Annotated in this window: 13 protein-coding genes and 3 tRNA genes; 14 read left to right on the top strand and 2 right to left on the bottom strand. The window is 38.4% G+C overall.

Translation table 11 applies throughout. The annotated features are described in order from the left end of the window. The 6 genes from ntrX (at position 1) to MCS_RS01390 (ending at position 8,881) form a co-directional block, all read left to right on the top strand. On the top strand, positions 1-1,359 hold the full coding sequence (gene ntrX, locus MCS_RS01415; protein ID WP_004854669.1) for a nitrogen assimilation response regulator NtrX: 1,359 nt from the start codon (positions 1-3) through the stop codon (positions 1,357-1,359). A gap of 4 nt (positions 1,360-1,363) precedes the next feature. Then, positions 1,364-2,740: a Trk system potassium transporter TrkA gene (gene trkA, locus MCS_RS01410; protein ID WP_004854667.1), complete on the top strand. Its 1,377-nt coding sequence runs from the start codon at positions 1,364-1,366 to the stop codon at positions 2,738-2,740. A 946-nt stretch (positions 2,741-3,686) separates the two neighbouring features. Beyond that, positions 3,687-4,319: an ATP-dependent Clp protease proteolytic subunit gene (locus tag MCS_RS01405; RefSeq protein WP_004854662.1), complete on the top strand. Its 633-nt coding sequence runs from the start codon at positions 3,687-3,689 to the stop codon at positions 4,317-4,319. 172 nt (positions 4,320-4,491) lie between these two features. Beyond that, positions 4,492-5,766, top strand: coding sequence for an ATP-dependent Clp protease ATP-binding subunit ClpX (clpX, locus tag MCS_RS01400; RefSeq protein ID WP_004854661.1), 1,275 nt, complete (start codon positions 4,492-4,494; stop codon positions 5,764-5,766). 188 nt (positions 5,767-5,954) lie between these two features. Further along, positions 5,955-8,375 (top strand): endopeptidase La, encoded by a 2,421-nt coding sequence (gene lon, locus MCS_RS01395; protein WP_004854658.1) that lies wholly within the window; start codon positions 5,955-5,957, stop codon positions 8,373-8,375. A gap of 227 nt (positions 8,376-8,602) precedes the next feature. Beyond that, positions 8,603-8,881, top strand: coding sequence for an HU family DNA-binding protein (locus tag MCS_RS01390; RefSeq protein ID WP_004854653.1), 279 nt, complete (start codon positions 8,603-8,605; stop codon positions 8,879-8,881). A 600-nt stretch (positions 8,882-9,481) separates the two neighbouring features. Here the strand turns inward: MCS_RS01390 and trmFO are convergent. Next, positions 9,482-10,888 carry a methylenetetrahydrofolate--tRNA-(uracil(54)-C(5))-methyltransferase (FADH(2)-oxidizing) TrmFO gene (trmFO, locus tag MCS_RS01385; RefSeq protein ID WP_004854651.1) on the bottom strand — a complete coding sequence of 469 codons (1,407 nt, stop codon included), beginning with the start codon at positions 10,886-10,888 and terminating at the stop codon, positions 9,482-9,484. Positions 10,889-11,053: 165 nt separating this feature from the next. On the opposite strand from trmFO, the gene MCS_RS01380 reads away from it, so the two are divergent. From MCS_RS01380 to MCS_RS01355, 6 genes are all read left to right on the top strand, one after another. Then, a tRNA-Leu gene (locus MCS_RS01380) sits at positions 11,054-11,136 on the top strand. Positions 11,137-11,269: 133 nt separating this feature from the next. After that, positions 11,270-12,697 (top strand): trigger factor, encoded by a 1,428-nt coding sequence (tig, locus tag MCS_RS01375; protein WP_004854650.1) that lies wholly within the window; start codon positions 11,270-11,272, stop codon positions 12,695-12,697. A gap of 126 nt (positions 12,698-12,823) precedes the next feature. Further along, positions 12,824-14,323, top strand: a complete 1,500-nt coding sequence (gene gatB / locus MCS_RS01370) for an Asp-tRNA(Asn)/Glu-tRNA(Gln) amidotransferase subunit GatB (protein ID WP_004854649.1) — start codon at positions 12,824-12,826, stop codon at positions 14,321-14,323. Between the two features lie 177 nt (positions 14,324-14,500). Beyond that, positions 14,501-14,896 carry an NADH:ubiquinone oxidoreductase subunit NDUFA12 gene (locus tag MCS_RS01365; protein WP_004854648.1) on the top strand — a complete coding sequence of 132 codons (396 nt, stop codon included), beginning with the start codon at positions 14,501-14,503 and terminating at the stop codon, positions 14,894-14,896. A 91-nt stretch (positions 14,897-14,987) separates the two neighbouring features. After that, complete coding sequence (locus tag MCS_RS01360) at positions 14,988-15,386, top strand: DUF2155 domain-containing protein (RefSeq protein WP_115608611.1); 399 nt, start codon at positions 14,988-14,990, stop codon at positions 15,384-15,386. A 274-nt stretch (positions 15,387-15,660) separates the two neighbouring features. Next, on the top strand, positions 15,661-16,386 hold the full coding sequence (locus MCS_RS01355) for a rhomboid family intramembrane serine protease (RefSeq protein ID WP_004854643.1): 726 nt from the start codon (positions 15,661-15,663) through the stop codon (positions 16,384-16,386). Positions 16,387-16,390: 4 nt separating this feature from the next. Here MCS_RS01355 and MCS_RS01350 read toward each other — a convergent pair whose 3' ends face one another. Continuing rightward, entirely contained in the window at positions 16,391-17,221 is an 831-nt protein-coding gene (locus MCS_RS01350; RefSeq protein ID WP_004854642.1) for a TrmH family RNA methyltransferase, read from the bottom strand. A gap of 215 nt (positions 17,222-17,436) precedes the next feature. Here MCS_RS01350 and MCS_RS01345 point away from each other — a divergent pair. Both MCS_RS01345 and MCS_RS01340 read left to right on the top strand, forming a co-directional pair. Next, positions 17,437-17,520, top strand: a tRNA-Tyr gene (locus MCS_RS01345). A gap of 29 nt (positions 17,521-17,549) precedes the next feature. Then, positions 17,550-17,623: transfer RNA gene (locus MCS_RS01340), tRNA-Gly, on the top strand. The last annotated feature ends 31 nt before the right edge of the window (positions 17,624-17,654 follow it).

The following is a 17,654-nucleotide window of genomic DNA, read 5'->3' as shown; positions in this document are numbered from 1 at the left end:
ATGGTATCAGATATCTTAATTGTTGATGATGAGGCGGATATTCGCGAGCTTGTTGCTGGTATTTTGGATGATGAAGGCTATGAAACGCGTGTTGCGTGCAATTCTGATGAAGCATTAGCACAAATTAGTGAACGTATTCCAAAGCTTATTTTTTTGGATATTTGGTTACAAGGAAGTCGTCTTGACGGTTTAGCGTTGCTTGATGAAATTAAAACACGATATCCTACTCTTCCTGTAGTTATGATCTCTGGTCATGGTAATATTGAAACGGCTGTTTCTGCTATAAAACGAGGTGCGTACGATTTTATTGAAAAGCCTTTTAAGGCTGATCGGCTTGTTTTAGTAGCAGAACGGACTCTTGAAAATTCAAATTTAAAACGCGAGCTTTTAGAATTGCGAAAACGTTCGAGCGAGACATCAGAATTGCTCGGAACATCAACTGCTATGAAACATTTACGTCAAATTATCGAAAAAGTAGCACCGACTAATAGCCGCATCATGATTACAGGTCCTTCGGGTGCGGGAAAAGAGATGGTGGCTCGTGCGATTCATGCGCTTTCAACGCGTTCGCATGGACCATTTGTTACAATAAATGCAGCAACGATCACGCCGGAAAGAATGGAAATAGAATTATTTGGCAATGAAATGGAGGGGGGAGAGCGCAAGATTGGCGCTTTAGAGGAAGCACACGGGGGGATATTATATCTTGATGAAATTGCTGATATGCCACGCGAGACTCAAGGTAAGATTCTTCGGGTGTTGACGGGGCAGACATTTGAGAGAGTTGGTGGTACAAAACGTGTCAAGGTAGATGTTCGTATTATTTCCTCAACAGCACAAAATTTGGAAAGCCTCATTTCTGATGGGCGTTTTAGAGAAGATCTTTTTCATCGACTTTCGGTTGTTCCTATTGCTGTTCCACCACTTTCAGAGCGTCGTGAAGATATTCCAGAACTTGTACGCCATTTTGTAAAAACAATATCGCAACAAGTTGGTATTAAGCCACGTGAAATTAGTGATGATGTTATTGCTATTTTAAAAGCGCATGCTTGGCCGGGCAATGTACGGCAGTTACGGAACAATATTGAGCGTCTTCTCATTCTTGTGCGGGATGGCGATGATCCAATAACAACGGAGTTTCTCCCGACTGAAGTGAGTGATTCTTTACCAGGATTCCAAATGGATTCGGATGAAAGTATAATGGAATTACCGTTGCGTGAAGCACGGGAATTGTTTGAAAAGAGGTATTTAGAGGCGCAGATTGGGCGTTTGGGTGGAAATATATCACGTACAGCTGAATTTATAGGTATGGAGCGTTCAGCTTTGCATCGTAAGCTTAAGGCGCTTGGAGTTTCGTAAAATTATGCGAGTTATTATTTGCGGAGCAGGACAAGTTGGTTATGGGATAGCAGAGCGTCTTGCTGCCGAAAATCATGATGTTACCGTTATTGATATTGAAGAGATATTAATTGCAAAGATTCGTGATACGCTGGATGTAAGAGGTTTTGTTGGTCATGGTTCGCAGCCTGAGGTACTCTTGGCTGCAGGTGCAGACAAGGCTGATATGTTGATTGCTGTGACTTTATTTGATGAAGTCAATATGGTAGCTTGCCAAGTCGCACACTCACTGTTCAATGTTCCAACAAAAATCGCTCGCATTCGTTCACAATCCTATTTGGAACCGCGTTACAAAACACTTTTTGCTAGAGAGAATATTCCCATTGATGTTGTTATTTCTCCGGAAGTTGAAGTTGGAGAAATGGTTTTGCGTCGGATTGCTTTGCCTGGCGCAATAGATGTACTTTATTTTTGTGATGATGATATCGTTGCATTGGCTTTGGAATGTATGGAAGATTGTCCAATTATTAATACACCTTTGCGTCAGTTGACAGAGCTTTTTCCAGATCTTCGTACGACGGTTACTGCTATTAAACGCGGTTCAGAAGTATTTGTAGCGCACTCAGAGACACAATTACGCGTTGGTGATGTGACTTATCTTGTTGCCGCTCGTGATCAGATGCGTCGTGCAGTTGGACTTTTCGGTCATAAAGAACAGGATGCTCATCGCATGATTATTGCAGGAGGTGGCCACATTGGTCTTTATGTTGCACAGGCTATTGAACAACGTTTCCATAAATTAAGACTGAAAATTATAGAATCACAGAGAGAAAGAGCTTTAGCAATTGCTGATCAACTTGAAAAAACAACCGTTTTATATGGTAACGTGCTAGATCCAGTGATTCTTCAGGATGCTGGAATTGATCAGGCTGATTTAATGATTACATTGACCAATCAGGATCAGGTTAATCTCTTAAGTGCTATTATTGCTAAAAGACTGGGATGTAAAGCCAATATGGTATTGATCAATAATGTTGCTTACCAGGATTTTAGTCGCGCAGTTGGTGTGGATGCTTATCTTAATCCTCATGGTGTTACAATATCAAAAATCTTGCAACAAATGCGGCGTGGACGTATTCGTGCTGTTCATTCGGTTTTTAATGGCAAGGCAGAAATTATTGAGGCTGAAGTAATGCAAACATCTTCCTTAGTGGGGAAGCCATTGTCGGAGCTCAATTTATCAGATGGTTTGAGAATTGGAGCGATTTATCGCAATAAGACAATAATACAGCTTTCGGCAGATACACGCATTTTATCAGGTGATAGGATAGTTATTTTTGCTCTTGCTGAAAGTGTTCGTGATGTGGAGCAATTATTTCGCGTAAGTTTGGAATATTTTTAATTCGGTGTTTGTAAAATATTTATGCTTTTATATAGTGGACAAAGAAGATAACTTAAGTGATCATTGTTCTCGATGATGGAAATTGAGTGGTACATTGAATTTTACAATTAGGGCAAAAGTAAAAAATATCTGTTGTTTTTGAATTGTACAAGGGCGAATTAATTCTACGACATTTAGCAATTTATGCTTTGATTTAAGTTTTCTGATGGCAGATAACGTTGTACAGTGGTTTCATCTTCGGATTTTTTTGTTGTGGGGATGAAGTATCAGTAGAGCAGTATTTGCTTGAATGCAGATTTTTTCACAAAGAGTTTCATCAAGATACAAATAAAGTTTGATGTGCAAGAAAAAATGATGTAGAAACAGAAAATTTTGCACTTCATTTTCCGCTCAATAATCCTATTATAAAAGCGTTTTAGGGTTATTGGAGAAATCCAGAGAGTGTCCTTAATTGGCTTAGGTTTAAGTGTCACATTTAGGCCTTGTTTTGATTAAAGGGAAAGAATACTGGCTTTATCGGGAAATTTTGAAATTAAGGTATTTACCGATGAATGATAATATTTCACGATTGACTACACCGTATGTTTTTTTACATGAAGCAAAGCAAGAGAGTTTCTTATGATGGGACTGAAAAAAACTGGAGACATTTTTCTTATATTTTGGCCTTGAGCTAATTACAGAACTATTTTTCATAGGATTGCATGTTTACAAAAAGGCAAGGATCACTCAAAAAATTAGGAAGGACGCTTTTACCATTGGGCAGTTTTTTGCATTTTTGATGTCTATAATTTGTTCAATGAGCGTTATTGCTATTTTAACCATTGGGATTTTAATCCTATTCGAAGAATCGTTAATTGTAGCTTGTGGAAGAGGGTAATGCTATTTTATGGACAAAAGCATTAAATATGTGAAGAACGATTCTTAGTATATGAACGGAAATAAAAACATGAGTAATTTAACGAAAACAGCATTAAGTCTTGTTCCTATGGTGATTGAACAGACTAATCGTGGCGAGCGAGCCTATGATATTTTTTCTCGTCTTTTAAAAGAGCGGATCATTTTTATTAATGGTCCTGTTGAAGATGGTATGGCAATGCTTGTTTGTGCGCAATTACTCTTTTTAGAAGCGGAAAATCCTAAGAAAGAAATTAGCCTTTATATTAATTCGCCAGGTGGTGTAGTAACATCTGGTATGGCAATTTATGATACTATGCAGTTTATTCGCTCTCCTGTTTCTACACTTTGCATGGGGCAAGCAGCTTCTATGGGATCATTACTTTTAACGGCTGGTGCGAAAGGTCACCGTTTTACATTACCAAATGCACGGATTATGGTCCATCAGCCATCTGGGGGGTTTCAAGGCCAGGCTTCAGATATTGAACGGCATGCACAAGATATTATAAAAATGAAACGGCGTTTAAATGAAATTTATGTTCAACATACAGGACAGGATTATGATATTATTGAGAAAACTCTCGATCGTGATCACTTTATGACAGCAGAAGAAGCGAAACAGTTTGGTTTAGTTGATGATGTTATACAATATCGCGCTGAAATTGAAAAAGAAGAAAAAGATTAAGAGTTTTTATAGAAAAAAGAACTACTTTAAAAAGAGAGTTTTGTAAAAGTATCGCGAAATAATAGATGAAGCACCTAAAGATATTGTGACAGGTATGTTTTTGTAGTTGTCGTTGTGAAAAACTTCCTTTGAAAGGTAAGCTATTCATAGAACATGGTGAAAGGGAAATAAAATGAGCAAAATTGGCAATAGCGGGAGCGAATCAAAAAATACTCTCTATTGCTCCTTCTGCGGCAAAAGTCAGCATGAGGTTCGTAAGCTCATCGCAGGGCCTACTGTATTCATTTGCGATGAATGCGTAGAGTTGTGCATGGACATTATTCGTGAAGAAAATAAATCTTCTGGTATTAAGGCGCGTGATGGTGTTCCTACTCCACAGCAAATCATAACAGTTCTTGATGATTATGTTATTGGTCAACAGCATGCAAAGCGGGTTCTTTCTGTTGCTGTCCATAACCATTATAAACGGCTTGCGCATCAATCTAAAAGCAATGATATTGAGTTAGCAAAATCGAATATTCTTCTTGTTGGTCCAACAGGGTGCGGTAAAACTTATCTCGCACAAACATTGGCGCGTATTATTGATGTACCTTTTACGATGGCTGATGCGACTACTTTGACAGAGGCAGGATATGTCGGGGAGGATGTTGAAAATATTATTCTAAAGCTTCTTCAAGCTGCTGATTATAATGTTGAGCGTGCGCAGCGTGGCATTGTTTACATTGATGAGGTCGATAAGATTTCTCGTAAAGCTGATAATCCTTCTATTACGAGAGATGTTTCGGGAGAAGGTGTTCAGCAAGCGTTATTAAAAATTATGGAAGGAACAATTGCTTCTGTTCCCCCTCAAGGTGGGCGTAAGCATCCGCAGCAAGAGTTTCTTCAGGTTGATACAACGAATATTTTATTTATTTGTGGAGGCGCTTTTGCTGGTTTGGAGCGGATTATTTCAGGGCGTGGTGAAAAAACTTCTATAGGTTTCTCTGCTACCGTTAAAGCGCCTGATGAGCGTTGTGTGGGTGAGATTTTCCGAGATTTAGAGCCTGAAGATCTTATAAAATTTGGTTTAATACCAGAATTTATTGGTCGTCTTCCTATTGTAGCAACTTTAGAAGATTTGGATGTGAATGCGCTTGTTCAAATTTTATCGCAACCGAAAAATGCATTAGTCAAGCAATATCAGCGTCTTTTTGAGATGGAAAATGTTGAATTAGCGTTTCATGAAGACGCTTTACGGGTTATTGCTAAGAAAGCGATTGAGCGTAAAACCGGTGCACGTGGTCTACGCTCTATTATGGAGAAAATACTTCTTGAGACTATGTTTGAGCTACCAGCTCTTGAAGGCGTTCAGAAAGTTGTAATTTCGAGCGATGTGGTTGATGGAAAATCACGTCCTCTTTATATTTACTCAGAACGTGCAGAAGATAAAGAAAATGTATCAGCATGACATTAAAAGAAAAATATAATGTAAAAAGTAACAATAGACACCATTTGAAGGTAGATCTTTCTGAATATTATCGACATAATGCTTGATTTATATGTTTGCAGTTACCACTTCATGCATTGTGGAGAGCTGGAGCTTTTTTAAGGGTAAGCTTGGTGGCGGATAGATCATAGGCTCCAGAAAGGAGAATTATGCAATATATTGATGAAAAGACAAATGGAATAAAGGGGGAATTTTACGCTGTTTTACCTCTTCGTGATATCGTTGTCTTCCCACATATGATTGTTCCACTTTTTGTGGGTCGAGAGAAATCGATTCGCGCTCTCGAAGAGACAATGGCAGTTGATAAACAGATATTATTGGTGACGCAAAAAAACGCCTCTGATGATGATCCGAAAGTGGAAGACATTTATGATATTGGTACATTCGCTAATATTCTTCAACTTTTAAAGCTTCCCGATGGGACTGTGAAGGTTTTGGTTGAGGGGATTGCACGTGCGAGGATTAGTGAATTTATTACAAGTGAAGATTATCACCAAGCTTGTGCAATTATTACGGAAGAGTTTAGAGAAAATGATGTTGAGATTGAAGCTCTTTCTCGATCGGTAATAGCTTATTTTGAAAATTATGTAAAACTGAATAAAAAAATTTCACCTGAAGTTGTTAATGCGATTAGTCAGATTGATAACCCTTCTAAGCTTGCTGATACTATTGCTTCTCATTTGATGATTAAGCTTGCAGAAAAGCAAGAAATATTAGCGTTATTGCCTGTACGTGATCGTCTTGAACGAGTCCTTTCTTTCATGGAAGGAGAAATTTCTGTCTTGCAGGTTGAGAAACGTATTCGTTCGCACGTTAAACGGCAAATGGAAAAAAACCAACGAGAATATTATCTGAATGAGCAGATGAAAGCCATTCAGAAAGAGTTGGGAGCCGGTGATGATAGTCGTGATGAGCTTTCTGAGTTAGAAGAACGCATTACAAAGACCAAGTTTTCAAAAGAGGCACGCGAAAAAGCTGAGGCAGAATTCAGGAAACTACGGAGTATGTCTCCAATGTCTGCGGAGGCGACGGTTGTACGTAACTATCTTGATTGGTTATTAGCGATGCCTTGGGGAAAAAAGTCGAAGATTAAAAACAATTTAGACTTTGCTGAAAAGGTGATGAATAATGAGCATTTTGGGCTTGAAAAAGTCAAAGAGCGAATTATTGAATATTTAGCCGTACAAAGTAGAGCATCAAAAATAAAAGGTCCGATTATTTGTCTGCTTGGTCCTCCTGGGGTTGGAAAAACCTCACTTGCGCGTTCGATTGCAAAAGCAACAGGGCGTGAATATGTTCGTATTTCCTTAGGAGGAGTGCGGGATGAGGCAGAGATTCGTGGACATCGCAGGACATATATTGGTTCTATGCCCGGAAAAATTATTCAGTCTATGAAAAAGGCTAAAAAGTCTAATCCGCTTTTTTTGCTTGATGAAATTGACAAAATGGGACAGGATTTCCGCGGAGATCCTTCGTCAGCTTTATTAGAAGTACTTGATCCTGAACAAAACGGTACATTTATTGATCACTATTTGGAGGTTGAATATGACCTTTCCGATGTCATGTTTATTACAACTGCTAATACTCTTAATATTCCAGGACCGTTAATGGATCGGATGGAAATTATTCGTATTGCTGGCTATACTGAATGTGAGAAAATGGAGATTGTTAAGCAGCATCTTTTACCAAAAGCATTAAAAGACCACTGTTTATCTAAAAAAGAATTCAACATTTCTGATGGTGTTATAAGATCGATTATTCAATTTTATACACGTGAAGCAGGTGTTCGTGGTCTTGAGCGTGAATTAATGAAGATAGCGCGTAAATCGGTTACAAAGATTCTGAAAACACAGCAAAAATCTGTAAAAATTACAGAAGATAATATGAGTGATTTTTTAGGTGTGAAGCGTTACCGCTATGGTCAGATTGAAGGGGAAAATCAAATTGGTGTTGTTACTGGGCTGGCATGGACTGAGGTTGGTGGAGAGTTATTAACCATTGAAGGTGTTATGATGTCCGGTAAAGGCAAGATGACTGTAACTGGGAATCTGCGGGATATTATGAAGGAATCAATTTCAGCGGCAGCGTCTTATGTGCGTTTTCGTGCTGTTGATTTTGGCATAGAGCCTCCGCTTTTTGATAAGCGCGATATCCATGTTCATGTTCCAGAGGGTGCTACGCCAAAAGATGGTCCATCAGCAGGAATTGCCATGGTCACCGCAATTGTTTCTGTATTAACAGGGATAGCTGTACATAAAGACATTGCTATGACTGGTGAAATCACGTTACGTGGGCGTGTTTTACCAATTGGTGGATTGAAAGAAAAGCTCCTTGCGGCTCTTCGAGGAGGTATAAAGAAAGTTCTTATTCCTGAAGAAAATGCAAAAGATTTGATTGATATTCCTGACGACGTCAAAAATAATATGGAAATTATTCCAGTAAATCATGTGAGTGAAGTTTTAAATCATGCTTTGGTTCGTTTCCCTGATCCTATTGAGTGGGCAGAACCTTCTACGGTTCCTGTTTCTATCAGAGCAGAAAGTGATGGTGAAGGGATAATTGCACACTGATTCATAATCACATTTATAACGGCATTTTTAGAAGCAGCAGAGACTATTTTTATGAATTTTGTTCTGTTTATTTTGAGAAAAAGTAAAAAATTCCGTGAATAACTGTGATTATTGCTAAAAAACAATGTTTTGAATAAAAATAAGACTTCTGTTTGCTGTACTTTTCAATAAACTGATCATAACACGTTAAGTTGTGTTATCCGGTAATATAGGGAAAGGAAATGTCAATGAATAAAAGTGAATTGGTTAGCTCCATTGCTGAAAAGGCAGGTGTTTCGAAAGCGCAAGCTGGTTCTGTTGTAGATGCTTTTATCGCTTCTGTAACAGAAGCCCTAGCTTCAGGCGGAGATGTTCGTCTTCCAGGTTTTGGTTCTTTTGAAGTGTCTCACCGTGCAGCGACAAAGGGACGTAATCCCTCAACTGGTGCTGAAATCAATATTCCAGCGCGTTCTGTACCTAAATTTTCCGCAGGCAAAAGCCTTAAAGAAGCTGTTAATAAAAAATAGTTGATCTGCATTAAAAAAAACCCGGTTTACTTATAAGCGGGTTTTTTTTAAGTTTTTTCGCGTATGCTTTCAGATAAATTTTTGTGTTATGTGTGTGCTTTAAGTGTTATCCTATTGAAAATGCTTTTAGGTTTTACAGAGGGTGCTTAATGCGCAGCGTGTGCTTTTAACAGCATTTAAATGAAACCAACAGAGAAAAATGATAAGGCTCAATGGTTTGTTCTTGTGTTTAGCTGCTGAGTTATGCTGCGTTTGGTCGAACGGTGTGAGTACAATGATTGGAATGTTGGCATTGTATGGATATCGCATGTATGTTTGGTAATTCTTATTAATTTTATACCAATTATCCATCTTCTGGTAATGAGATCTTTTGATCATTGAAAATGCGCTGAAGATTCTTTTTTGTGAGAGTAAAAGCTCTTTTAATGGGAAAGTTTTTTACATTCTCATACCATTTATAATAGACTTGGCATCATAAATCTTGGCAGTTCATGTTATAAGAAAATTTGTGATCTTTTTCTGCAGGTCGAACATTGAGATTTGTCTAATAAGGTAGAGCCTTGTAACAGATTTTTCATAGAATGAAAGACAATAATTGGTTTAAGGCGTGTTTTTTTCTCCATCGTTTAACCACTGCATACAATGATCCAGTGCTCTGGCGGTTATAGCTTGTTTTTTTGCAAACTTTTTTTCTTTGCTTGAAAAGCATTTTCGGGAATGATGAACAGAGTCAAGAGGTGGGAAAAGTCCAAAATTGATATTCATTGGCTGGAAAGATTGTCTTTCAGTTTTTTCATCGACAATGTGACCACCAGTAATATGATTTAACAGTGCCCCCAATGCCGTGGTTGGCGGTGGTAAAGAAGGACATTGATAATTGTACTCAGCAGCAGCAAAACGGCCAGCAAGAAGCCCTATTGCTGATGATTCTACATAACCTTCACATCCGGTAATTTGTCCAGCAAAACGCAGTTGAGGTCTTTTTTTCAAACGAAGGGTTTTATCAAGAATGACAGGTGAGTTGAGATAAGTATTGCGGTGAAGACCCCCGAGACGTGCGAATTCTGCTTTTTCAAGACCGGGGATCATTCTAAAAATGCGAACTTGTTCGCCATATTTTAGTTTTGTTTGAAAACCAACCATATTGTAAAGAGTCCCAAGCTTGTTGTCTTGGCGGAGTTGAACAACAGCGTAAGCTTTAACTTTGGGATTATGGGCATTGGTCAATCCCATAGGTTTCATAGGACCGTGTCTAAGAGTTTCAAGTCCGCGTTCAGCCATAATTTCAATTGGTAAGCATCCATCAAAATAAGAATTTTTTTCAAAGTCGCGGAATTCTATTTTTTCTCCACTTTTTAGGGCTTGTACGAATGCTTCGTATTGTTCTTTGTCAAGAGGACAATTAAGGTAATCCTTTCCTGTTCCCTCTGGGCCGATTTTGTCATAGCGGGATTGATGCCAACAAATGTTCATATTAATACTATCGGTATAGATAATAGGTGCAATAGCATCAAAAAAAGAAAGAGCTTTTATTCCGGTTGTTGCCTGTATTATTTGAGCGAGGGCTGGCGAGGTAAGGGGGCCAGTTGCAATAATAATGTGATGCCACTTCTCAGGGAGTGCGCGAATCTCGCCACGTTCTATGGTGATGAGAGGATGATTTTTGAGTGCTGTCGTAACAGTTTGAGAAAATCCCTGCCTATCAACAGCAAGAGCACTTCCAGCTGGGACTTTATTAGTATCTGCAGCCTTCATGATTAAGGATTTTGCTAATCGCATTTCAGTATGTAAAAGTCCCACGGCATTTGTTGATGAATCATCAGAACGAAAAGAATTTGAACAGACCAGTTCTGCAAACAGATCTGTTTTATGGGCGTCAGATTTTTTTTGAGGCCGCATTTCATGCAAAACAACAGGAATTCCGGATTGAGCGATTTGCCAGCTTGCTTCACTGCCTGCAAGACCGCCGCCTATGATATGAACTGGAGGAGTAAATTTATTGAACATAATTTATTTTTAGCGGAAGTGTTGCTTTTTGAAAAGTATAGATTTTATTTCTGTAATTTGTAAGAAAGATGTGTATTTGGATTTTTTAATATATTTGTTTGCTTTTTTTCTTTAATTAATGGTATAGAAACGCCGCTTATATAAGGTTATTGACTTATAAGTGAAGCGGATGTGGCGAAATTGGTAGACGCACCAGATTTAGGTTCTGGCGGGAGACCGTGGGGGTTCGAGTCCCTCCATCCGCACCAAAAGAATTTTATGGACACTATGGGTTTCTGTGTGTTTAGAATTCGCTTCATCGTGATTTAACACTCAAGTGTTAGAATGTAATGATTATCAGAGTGGGTTTATCCCTCTCCTTAGAAGAATGAAGGTTATTTGATGCAGGTTACCGAGACGCTTAATGAAGGACTGAAGCGCGAAATTAAGATCGTGGTTCCGGCGAAAGATTTAGAAGAAAAATTGAATGAACGGTTGGATGATACCAAGGGTAAAATCAAACTGAATGGTTTCCGTCCTGGAAAGGTACCTGCTGGATACCTACGAAAAATGTACGGAAAATCTTTTATGGCTGAAATTCTCAATGAGATTATCAGTGATGCTCCTCATTCTATTTTAGCTGAACGTAATGAGCGTTCGGCAATGCAGCCACAAATTGATATAGATGAAGATGAAAAAATTCTGGATGGTAAAACTGATTTTGTTTTCAGTTTAAAATATGAGATTTTACCAAAGTTTGAAATTAAAGATTTTGAACATATTGAAATTGTTCGTGAAATTGCATCTGTTCCGGATCCAGAAATTGATCAGCAAGTAGAGCGACTTCTTTCTTCTACACGGAGTTATACATTGAAAGATGGTCCTTCTGAATCGGGTGATCGTGTTACAATAGATTATCTAGGTAAGCTTGAGGGAGTTCCATTTGAGGGTGGAACAGATAATGATGCGCAACTGATTCTTGGATCAAAGCAATTTATTCCTGGTTTTGAGGAGCAGTTAGTTGGTGTAAAGGCGGGTGATAAGAAAACAATTTCTGTTAAATTCCCTGAAGATTATAGTGCAGCACACTTGGCTGGTAAGGATGCAGAATTCGATATCACTATTAAGGCTATTTCTAAACCAGATTCATTGAAAATTGATGATGAAGCAGCGAAGAAGCTTGGTTTAGAGTCTCTGGAACGCTTGCGTGAGGTTGTTCGTGGTCAGATTGAAAGCCAATATGGTTCAATGACACGCCAAAAAATTAAACGCCAAATTCTTGATGCTTTAGATGCTGATTATAGTTTTGAGATTCCTGAAGGACTTTTAGAAATTGAATTTAATAACATATGGGCGCAAGTTAATGACGATTTGAAAAAAGCCGGAAAAACTTTTGAAGATGAGGGGGTTACAGAGGAACAGGCACGGGAAGAATATCGTGTGCTTGCACGGCGTCGTGTTCGTCTTGGTTTGGTGCTTTCTGAAATTGGGATGAAAGTTGGTATAAAAGTAAGCGAAGATGAGTTAAAGGCAGCTGTTTTTGACCAAGTTCGCCAGTATCCTGGACAAGAGAAACAGATTATGGATTTTTTCCGTAATACACCGGAAGCTGTTGCAAATCTCCGTGCTCCAATTTTTGAAGAAAAAGTCATTGATCATTTGTTGGCACGGATAAAGGTCACCGATAAAGAAGTAACAGTTGAAGAATTGATGAAGGAATATGACGAAATAGATTTAACCGAGAAAAACCCAGCAAAGACAAAAACTACAGTAAACGCTAAAAGTGCAGAGAAGGTTTCAGCTAAAAAGAAAGCGCCTAAAAAAGGGTAGTATTTGCACTGACAGAATATGTCGATGGAATCGATTTTTTTTCTTGATTGATATTCTAGGCTTGTATTTACAATGGTTTTAGATTAGCCATCAGACATATTTTTTTATATTGATAGTGGATTGGCAATGGGAATCATTGATACGCGTGCTCCTGATCCTAAGCGTTTTATTTCTGGAGCTACAGGTGATTGGGAAGTCATTATTGGCATGGAGGTCCATGCACAGATCATATCGAATTCGAAACTTTTTTCGGGTGCTTCAACGAAATTTGGTGCTGAGCCAAACAATAATGTCTCGCTTATTGATGCAGCTATGCCTGGTATGTTGCCTGTTATTAATCGGGAATGTATTCGTCAAGCGGTTCGGACCGGTTTGGGATTAAAAGCTAGCATTAATCTGAAATCCATTTTTGATCGTAAGAATTATTTTTATCCAGATTTACCGCAGGGGTATCAAATTTCTCAATTTCGATATCCAATTGTAGGTGAAGGAAAAGTTATCATATCTGTTGGTCCGGATTCCAATGGTCAATTTGAAGATATTGAGATTGGAATTGAGAGATTGCATCTTGAACAAGATGCTGGAAAATCGATGCATGATCAGCATCCTACAATGTCTTTTGTAGATCTTAACCGTTCTGGTGTAGCTCTCATGGAAATTGTTTCCAAACCGGATATGCGCTCATCGGATGAAGCTAAAGCTTATATGACGAAGCTACGTATGATTGTTCGTTATTTAGGTACCTGTGATGGTAATATGGATGAAGGCTCCATGCGTGCGGATGTTAATGTATCTGTTCGTCGTCCTGGTCAAGGTTTTGGGACCCGCTGTGAGATAAAAAATGTTAATTCTATTCGTTTCATTGGTCAAGCGATTGAGTATGAAGCGCGTCGTCAGATTGCAATTTTAGAAGATGGTGGTGTCATAGATCAAGAAACTCGGCTTTTTGACGCTATCAAAGGAGAGACACGGTCTATGCGTTCAAAGGAAGAAGCACATGACTACCGTTATTTTCCTGATCCCGATCTTTTGCCGTTGGAGTTTGATCAGGCATTTGTGGATTCTTTGGCAGCAGAATTACCGGAATTACCTGATGATATAAAAGCGCGTTTTATTAAGGAAATGGGATTGACAGCATATGATGCTTCCATTTTAGTGACAGAAAAGGCTATTGCTGATTATTTTGAAGAAGTTGCACGTGGGCGCGATGGTAAAATAGTTGCCAATTGGGTAATTAATGATCTTTTAGGCGCTTTAAATAAAGATCATCGTGTAATTGAAGAGACACCAGTGACACCGGATCAATTGGGAAACATTATTGATCTTATCAAAGAGGGCACTATTTCTGGGAAAATTGCCAAAGATTTGTTTGAGATTATTTGGAATGAAGGAGGGGATCCGCGTCAAATTGTCGAAAAGCGCAATATGAAACAGGTAACAGATACAAAGGCTATTGAGATGGCTGTTGATGAGATTGTTGCCAATAATGCTGATAAAGTTGCTCAAGCAAAACAAAAACCTGCTTTGGTGGGTTGGTTTGTTGGACAGGTTATGAAAGTAATGAGTGGGAAAGCAAATCCTCAAACTGTTAATGAATTGGTTAAAATGAAGCTTGACTTAGATTAAGATTTATGGGGTAGAGGAAAATCCATAAAGATGCTATTCTTTTATAATTGAGAAATACGGGTGCGCTTAATAAGAACACGGTTGAATTTACAGGTAGATTTTTTTGTAATTTCAAGCATCGTATAAATTTATTCCAACAATTGATTTTGTAGCTATGCTAAAGGAGTGGAAGAGAAGATGGTTGGATTTTTAAAGCAAGTCTTCACGTGGTGGAGTGGTAATACCATCAATACACGTTTTTTTACTTGGCGCAAAGGTAAGCGTATAGGCGAAGATCAGTTTGGGAATATTTATTATGAGGGAGGCACTCATAAAGATGGTTATCCGCGTCGTTGGGTGATTTATAAAGATTATTCTGAAGCTTCTACTATTCCACCAGGTTGGCATGGGTGGATTCATCATCGCTGTGATAGTCCGCCAACGCAGGAGAATTATCAGCCATATGAATGGGAAAAACCTCATGTTGCAAATATGACAGGGACAAGCGAAGCTTATCGAGCAAAGGGAGCTATAACTTACAATGGAGAGCGTTCCTATGTGGTTGAAGATTATGATGCATGGTCTCCTAAATAATGAAATATTTTGATGAGTGCGTATATTTTTCCTTATTGTGCTCTATTTAAGAGCTAAAATTGTTTTTTAGATGTGAATTGGTTGACGTTAAATGAGAGCTTTTTTACTGTTAAGGTTAAAGCATTTTTGTTGTGCTTGTTTTATGGGAATTGCCGTAATCTTGTCCTTAGTTGATGGATTGCACGCAAAACGTATAAGCAATGGAATTGCCATTTTTGCAGGTCTTGACAAAATTACAGGACGTACTACGCGTTTTGAAGTTTCTCTTGGTGAGGTTTATCAATACGGTGTTTTACAGGTGACGCCGCGCGCATGTTATACGAATTCTAAGGATGAGCCAACGCGTACCACTGGTTTTATTGAAGTTAATGAAGTCACATTAGATAAAAAGGTACGGCGTATTTTTACAGGATGGATGTTTGCAGATAGTCCTGGTTTGAATGCTGTAGAACACCCTATTTATGATGTGTGGTTAAAAGACTGCAGATAAGACTCTCAAAGTCTTATTGCTCGATGATTAGATAAGATGTTGCATTAATTTTGTCAGAGGGATGTTAGGCTATACCTCACTATTTGAGAGAATATAAATGGATTGATGACAATTTTCAATTTATTAAAATAAATATGTTTTGCGAAAAAATATTTAAAGTTTAAGAGTTGGATTCGAAGGAACATTAAGTTTAAATATTCTTCATTAATAAAACTGATATATCTGTTCTATATAAAGAATGATCTATTTCACGAAGAATATGAGATTTTATACAATGACAGATGCTGATCACAAATATAACAATGTGAGGTTGTTACCAAAACAGCCTAAAGGGCCGTTATTGAATGTCCCATTTATTATAGTTTTTTTGATAACACTTTGTTTTTGTATTTATTTCATTCCTCAGTATTTTTTTTCTGATCAGCTTTATATGGAAAGTTTAGAACTTTTTTCATTTATACCAGTGTTATTCAAGGCTGATCCTTTAGCCTTTTGTCATACCATTTTTAGTTATTCATTGATGCATGGAAGCTTTCAACATGTTGCTATTAACATGGCTTGGCTTTTGGTTTTTGGATCTCCTTTGGTGAGACATTTGGGCAGTTTACGTTTTTTAGTTTTTTGGATGCTAATGGCGGCTATTTCTGTATTGATTTATTTTGTCTTTCATCAAGAGAGTATGGTACCGCTTGTTGGTGCCTCTGGTGCAATTTCTGGAATGATGGGTGCTATTGTACGCTACAGTTTTTCCCCGAGGCATTTTGATGAAAATATGCAAAATGGAAGGTTTTTTGGTCCTTTATTATCTGTCAAACAAGCTCTAAGCTCAAAAATTGTAATTATTTATATAAGCATATGGCTGATTGTTGATTTTATTATAGGTGTTTCCTCTTTTTTGTTTGAAGGGGATAGTATTGCAATAGCATGGGAAGCACATATTAGTGGTTTTGTTTCGGGATTTTTGTTTGTTGGTTTTTTTGATATTTTACGTGCGAAATAAAAAACTATAGCCTAAGATATTTATGAGCCGCGTAGAGCGCTATCGTTGCTGCGTTTGAAACATTAAGTGATTTAATGTTTCCAGGCATATCAAGACGTGTTAATGCGCAAACTGTTTCACGTGTTTTTTTGCGTAAACCTTTACCTTCTGCTCCTAAAGTAAGAGCGATTTTCTTCCCTGTTAATACTGTCTCTAGAGGGTGATCGCCTTCTGAGTCCAGTCCAAAACTGATAAAACCTGCTTGATGAAGTTCTTGAAGTGCTTCGGCAAGATTTCGTACAGTGATATAATGAATCATTTCCAAAGCTCCAGATGCAGCTTTAGCCAGAACGCCGCTTTCTTGGGGGGAATGGCGATAGGTGGTGATAAGCGCACCAGCTTTAAAGGCAACGGCAGAACGCATAATAGCCCCGACATTATGTGGATCGGTAATTTGGTCCATGACAATGACAAGATCAGTATTTGTTAATTCAGATAATTCGCATGACTTGAGAGGTTCCGTTTCCACAACAGCCCCTTGATGTACTGCATCACTTCCAACGAGTGCATCAAGTTGTTTGGGTGAGCATAATGTGACAGGACAGGGTAAATCTGATTCGGGTATATTTAATCTTTTTAAGGCATTCTGTGTGACATAGAGACATCCAAAAACTCTTTTTGGATTTTTTAAAGCGGCATAAACTGAATGTATACCATACAGACGAATTACTCCTTGCTTCAGGGGGGCGGCTTTCTGTTTCAAGCGGATTACAGATGAAGAAAGAAAGCTTTTTGTGTTGTGAGATCGGCGATGTAGACGGGGATGGTGAAAATTTTTAAATGTTTTCTCTTTCATGGTTTCTTTATAGCGTATTCATGACATAAATAGATAAAAAAAAGCTAATAGCTTACAATTATTATCAGATATTATCATAAAATTTGTATAGAATTGTATTTATTCTGTTGACAGATACGTTAGTAATCGTCATAACCGCCCCGCAGCCATTCTGAATTGAATAGGTGATCAGGTGGTTGTCGTGATGCCTCATCGCGCAGCTTTGCCGATAGAATGGAGGGGTGCCCGAGTGGTTAAAGGGGGCGGACTGTAAATCCGTTGCGTATGCTACGTTGGTTCGAATCCAACCCCCTCCACCATTCATCGGAAGAGAGTTGATACGTGGTATGCGGGTATAGCTCAATGGTAGAGCAGCAGCCTTCCAAGCTGAATATGCGGGTTCGATTCCCGCTACCCGCTCCAGACAGTTGTTGATGCCAAAGAGTTGTTGATG

The organism is Bartonella doshiae NCTC 12862 = ATCC 700133, assembly GCF_000278155.1.
GTDB classification, from domain to species: domain Bacteria; phylum Pseudomonadota; class Alphaproteobacteria; order Rhizobiales; family Rhizobiaceae; genus Bartonella; species Bartonella doshiae.
The sequence above is the reverse complement of the archived record's forward strand: the minus strand, read 5'-3'. Positions and strand labels throughout refer to the sequence as shown.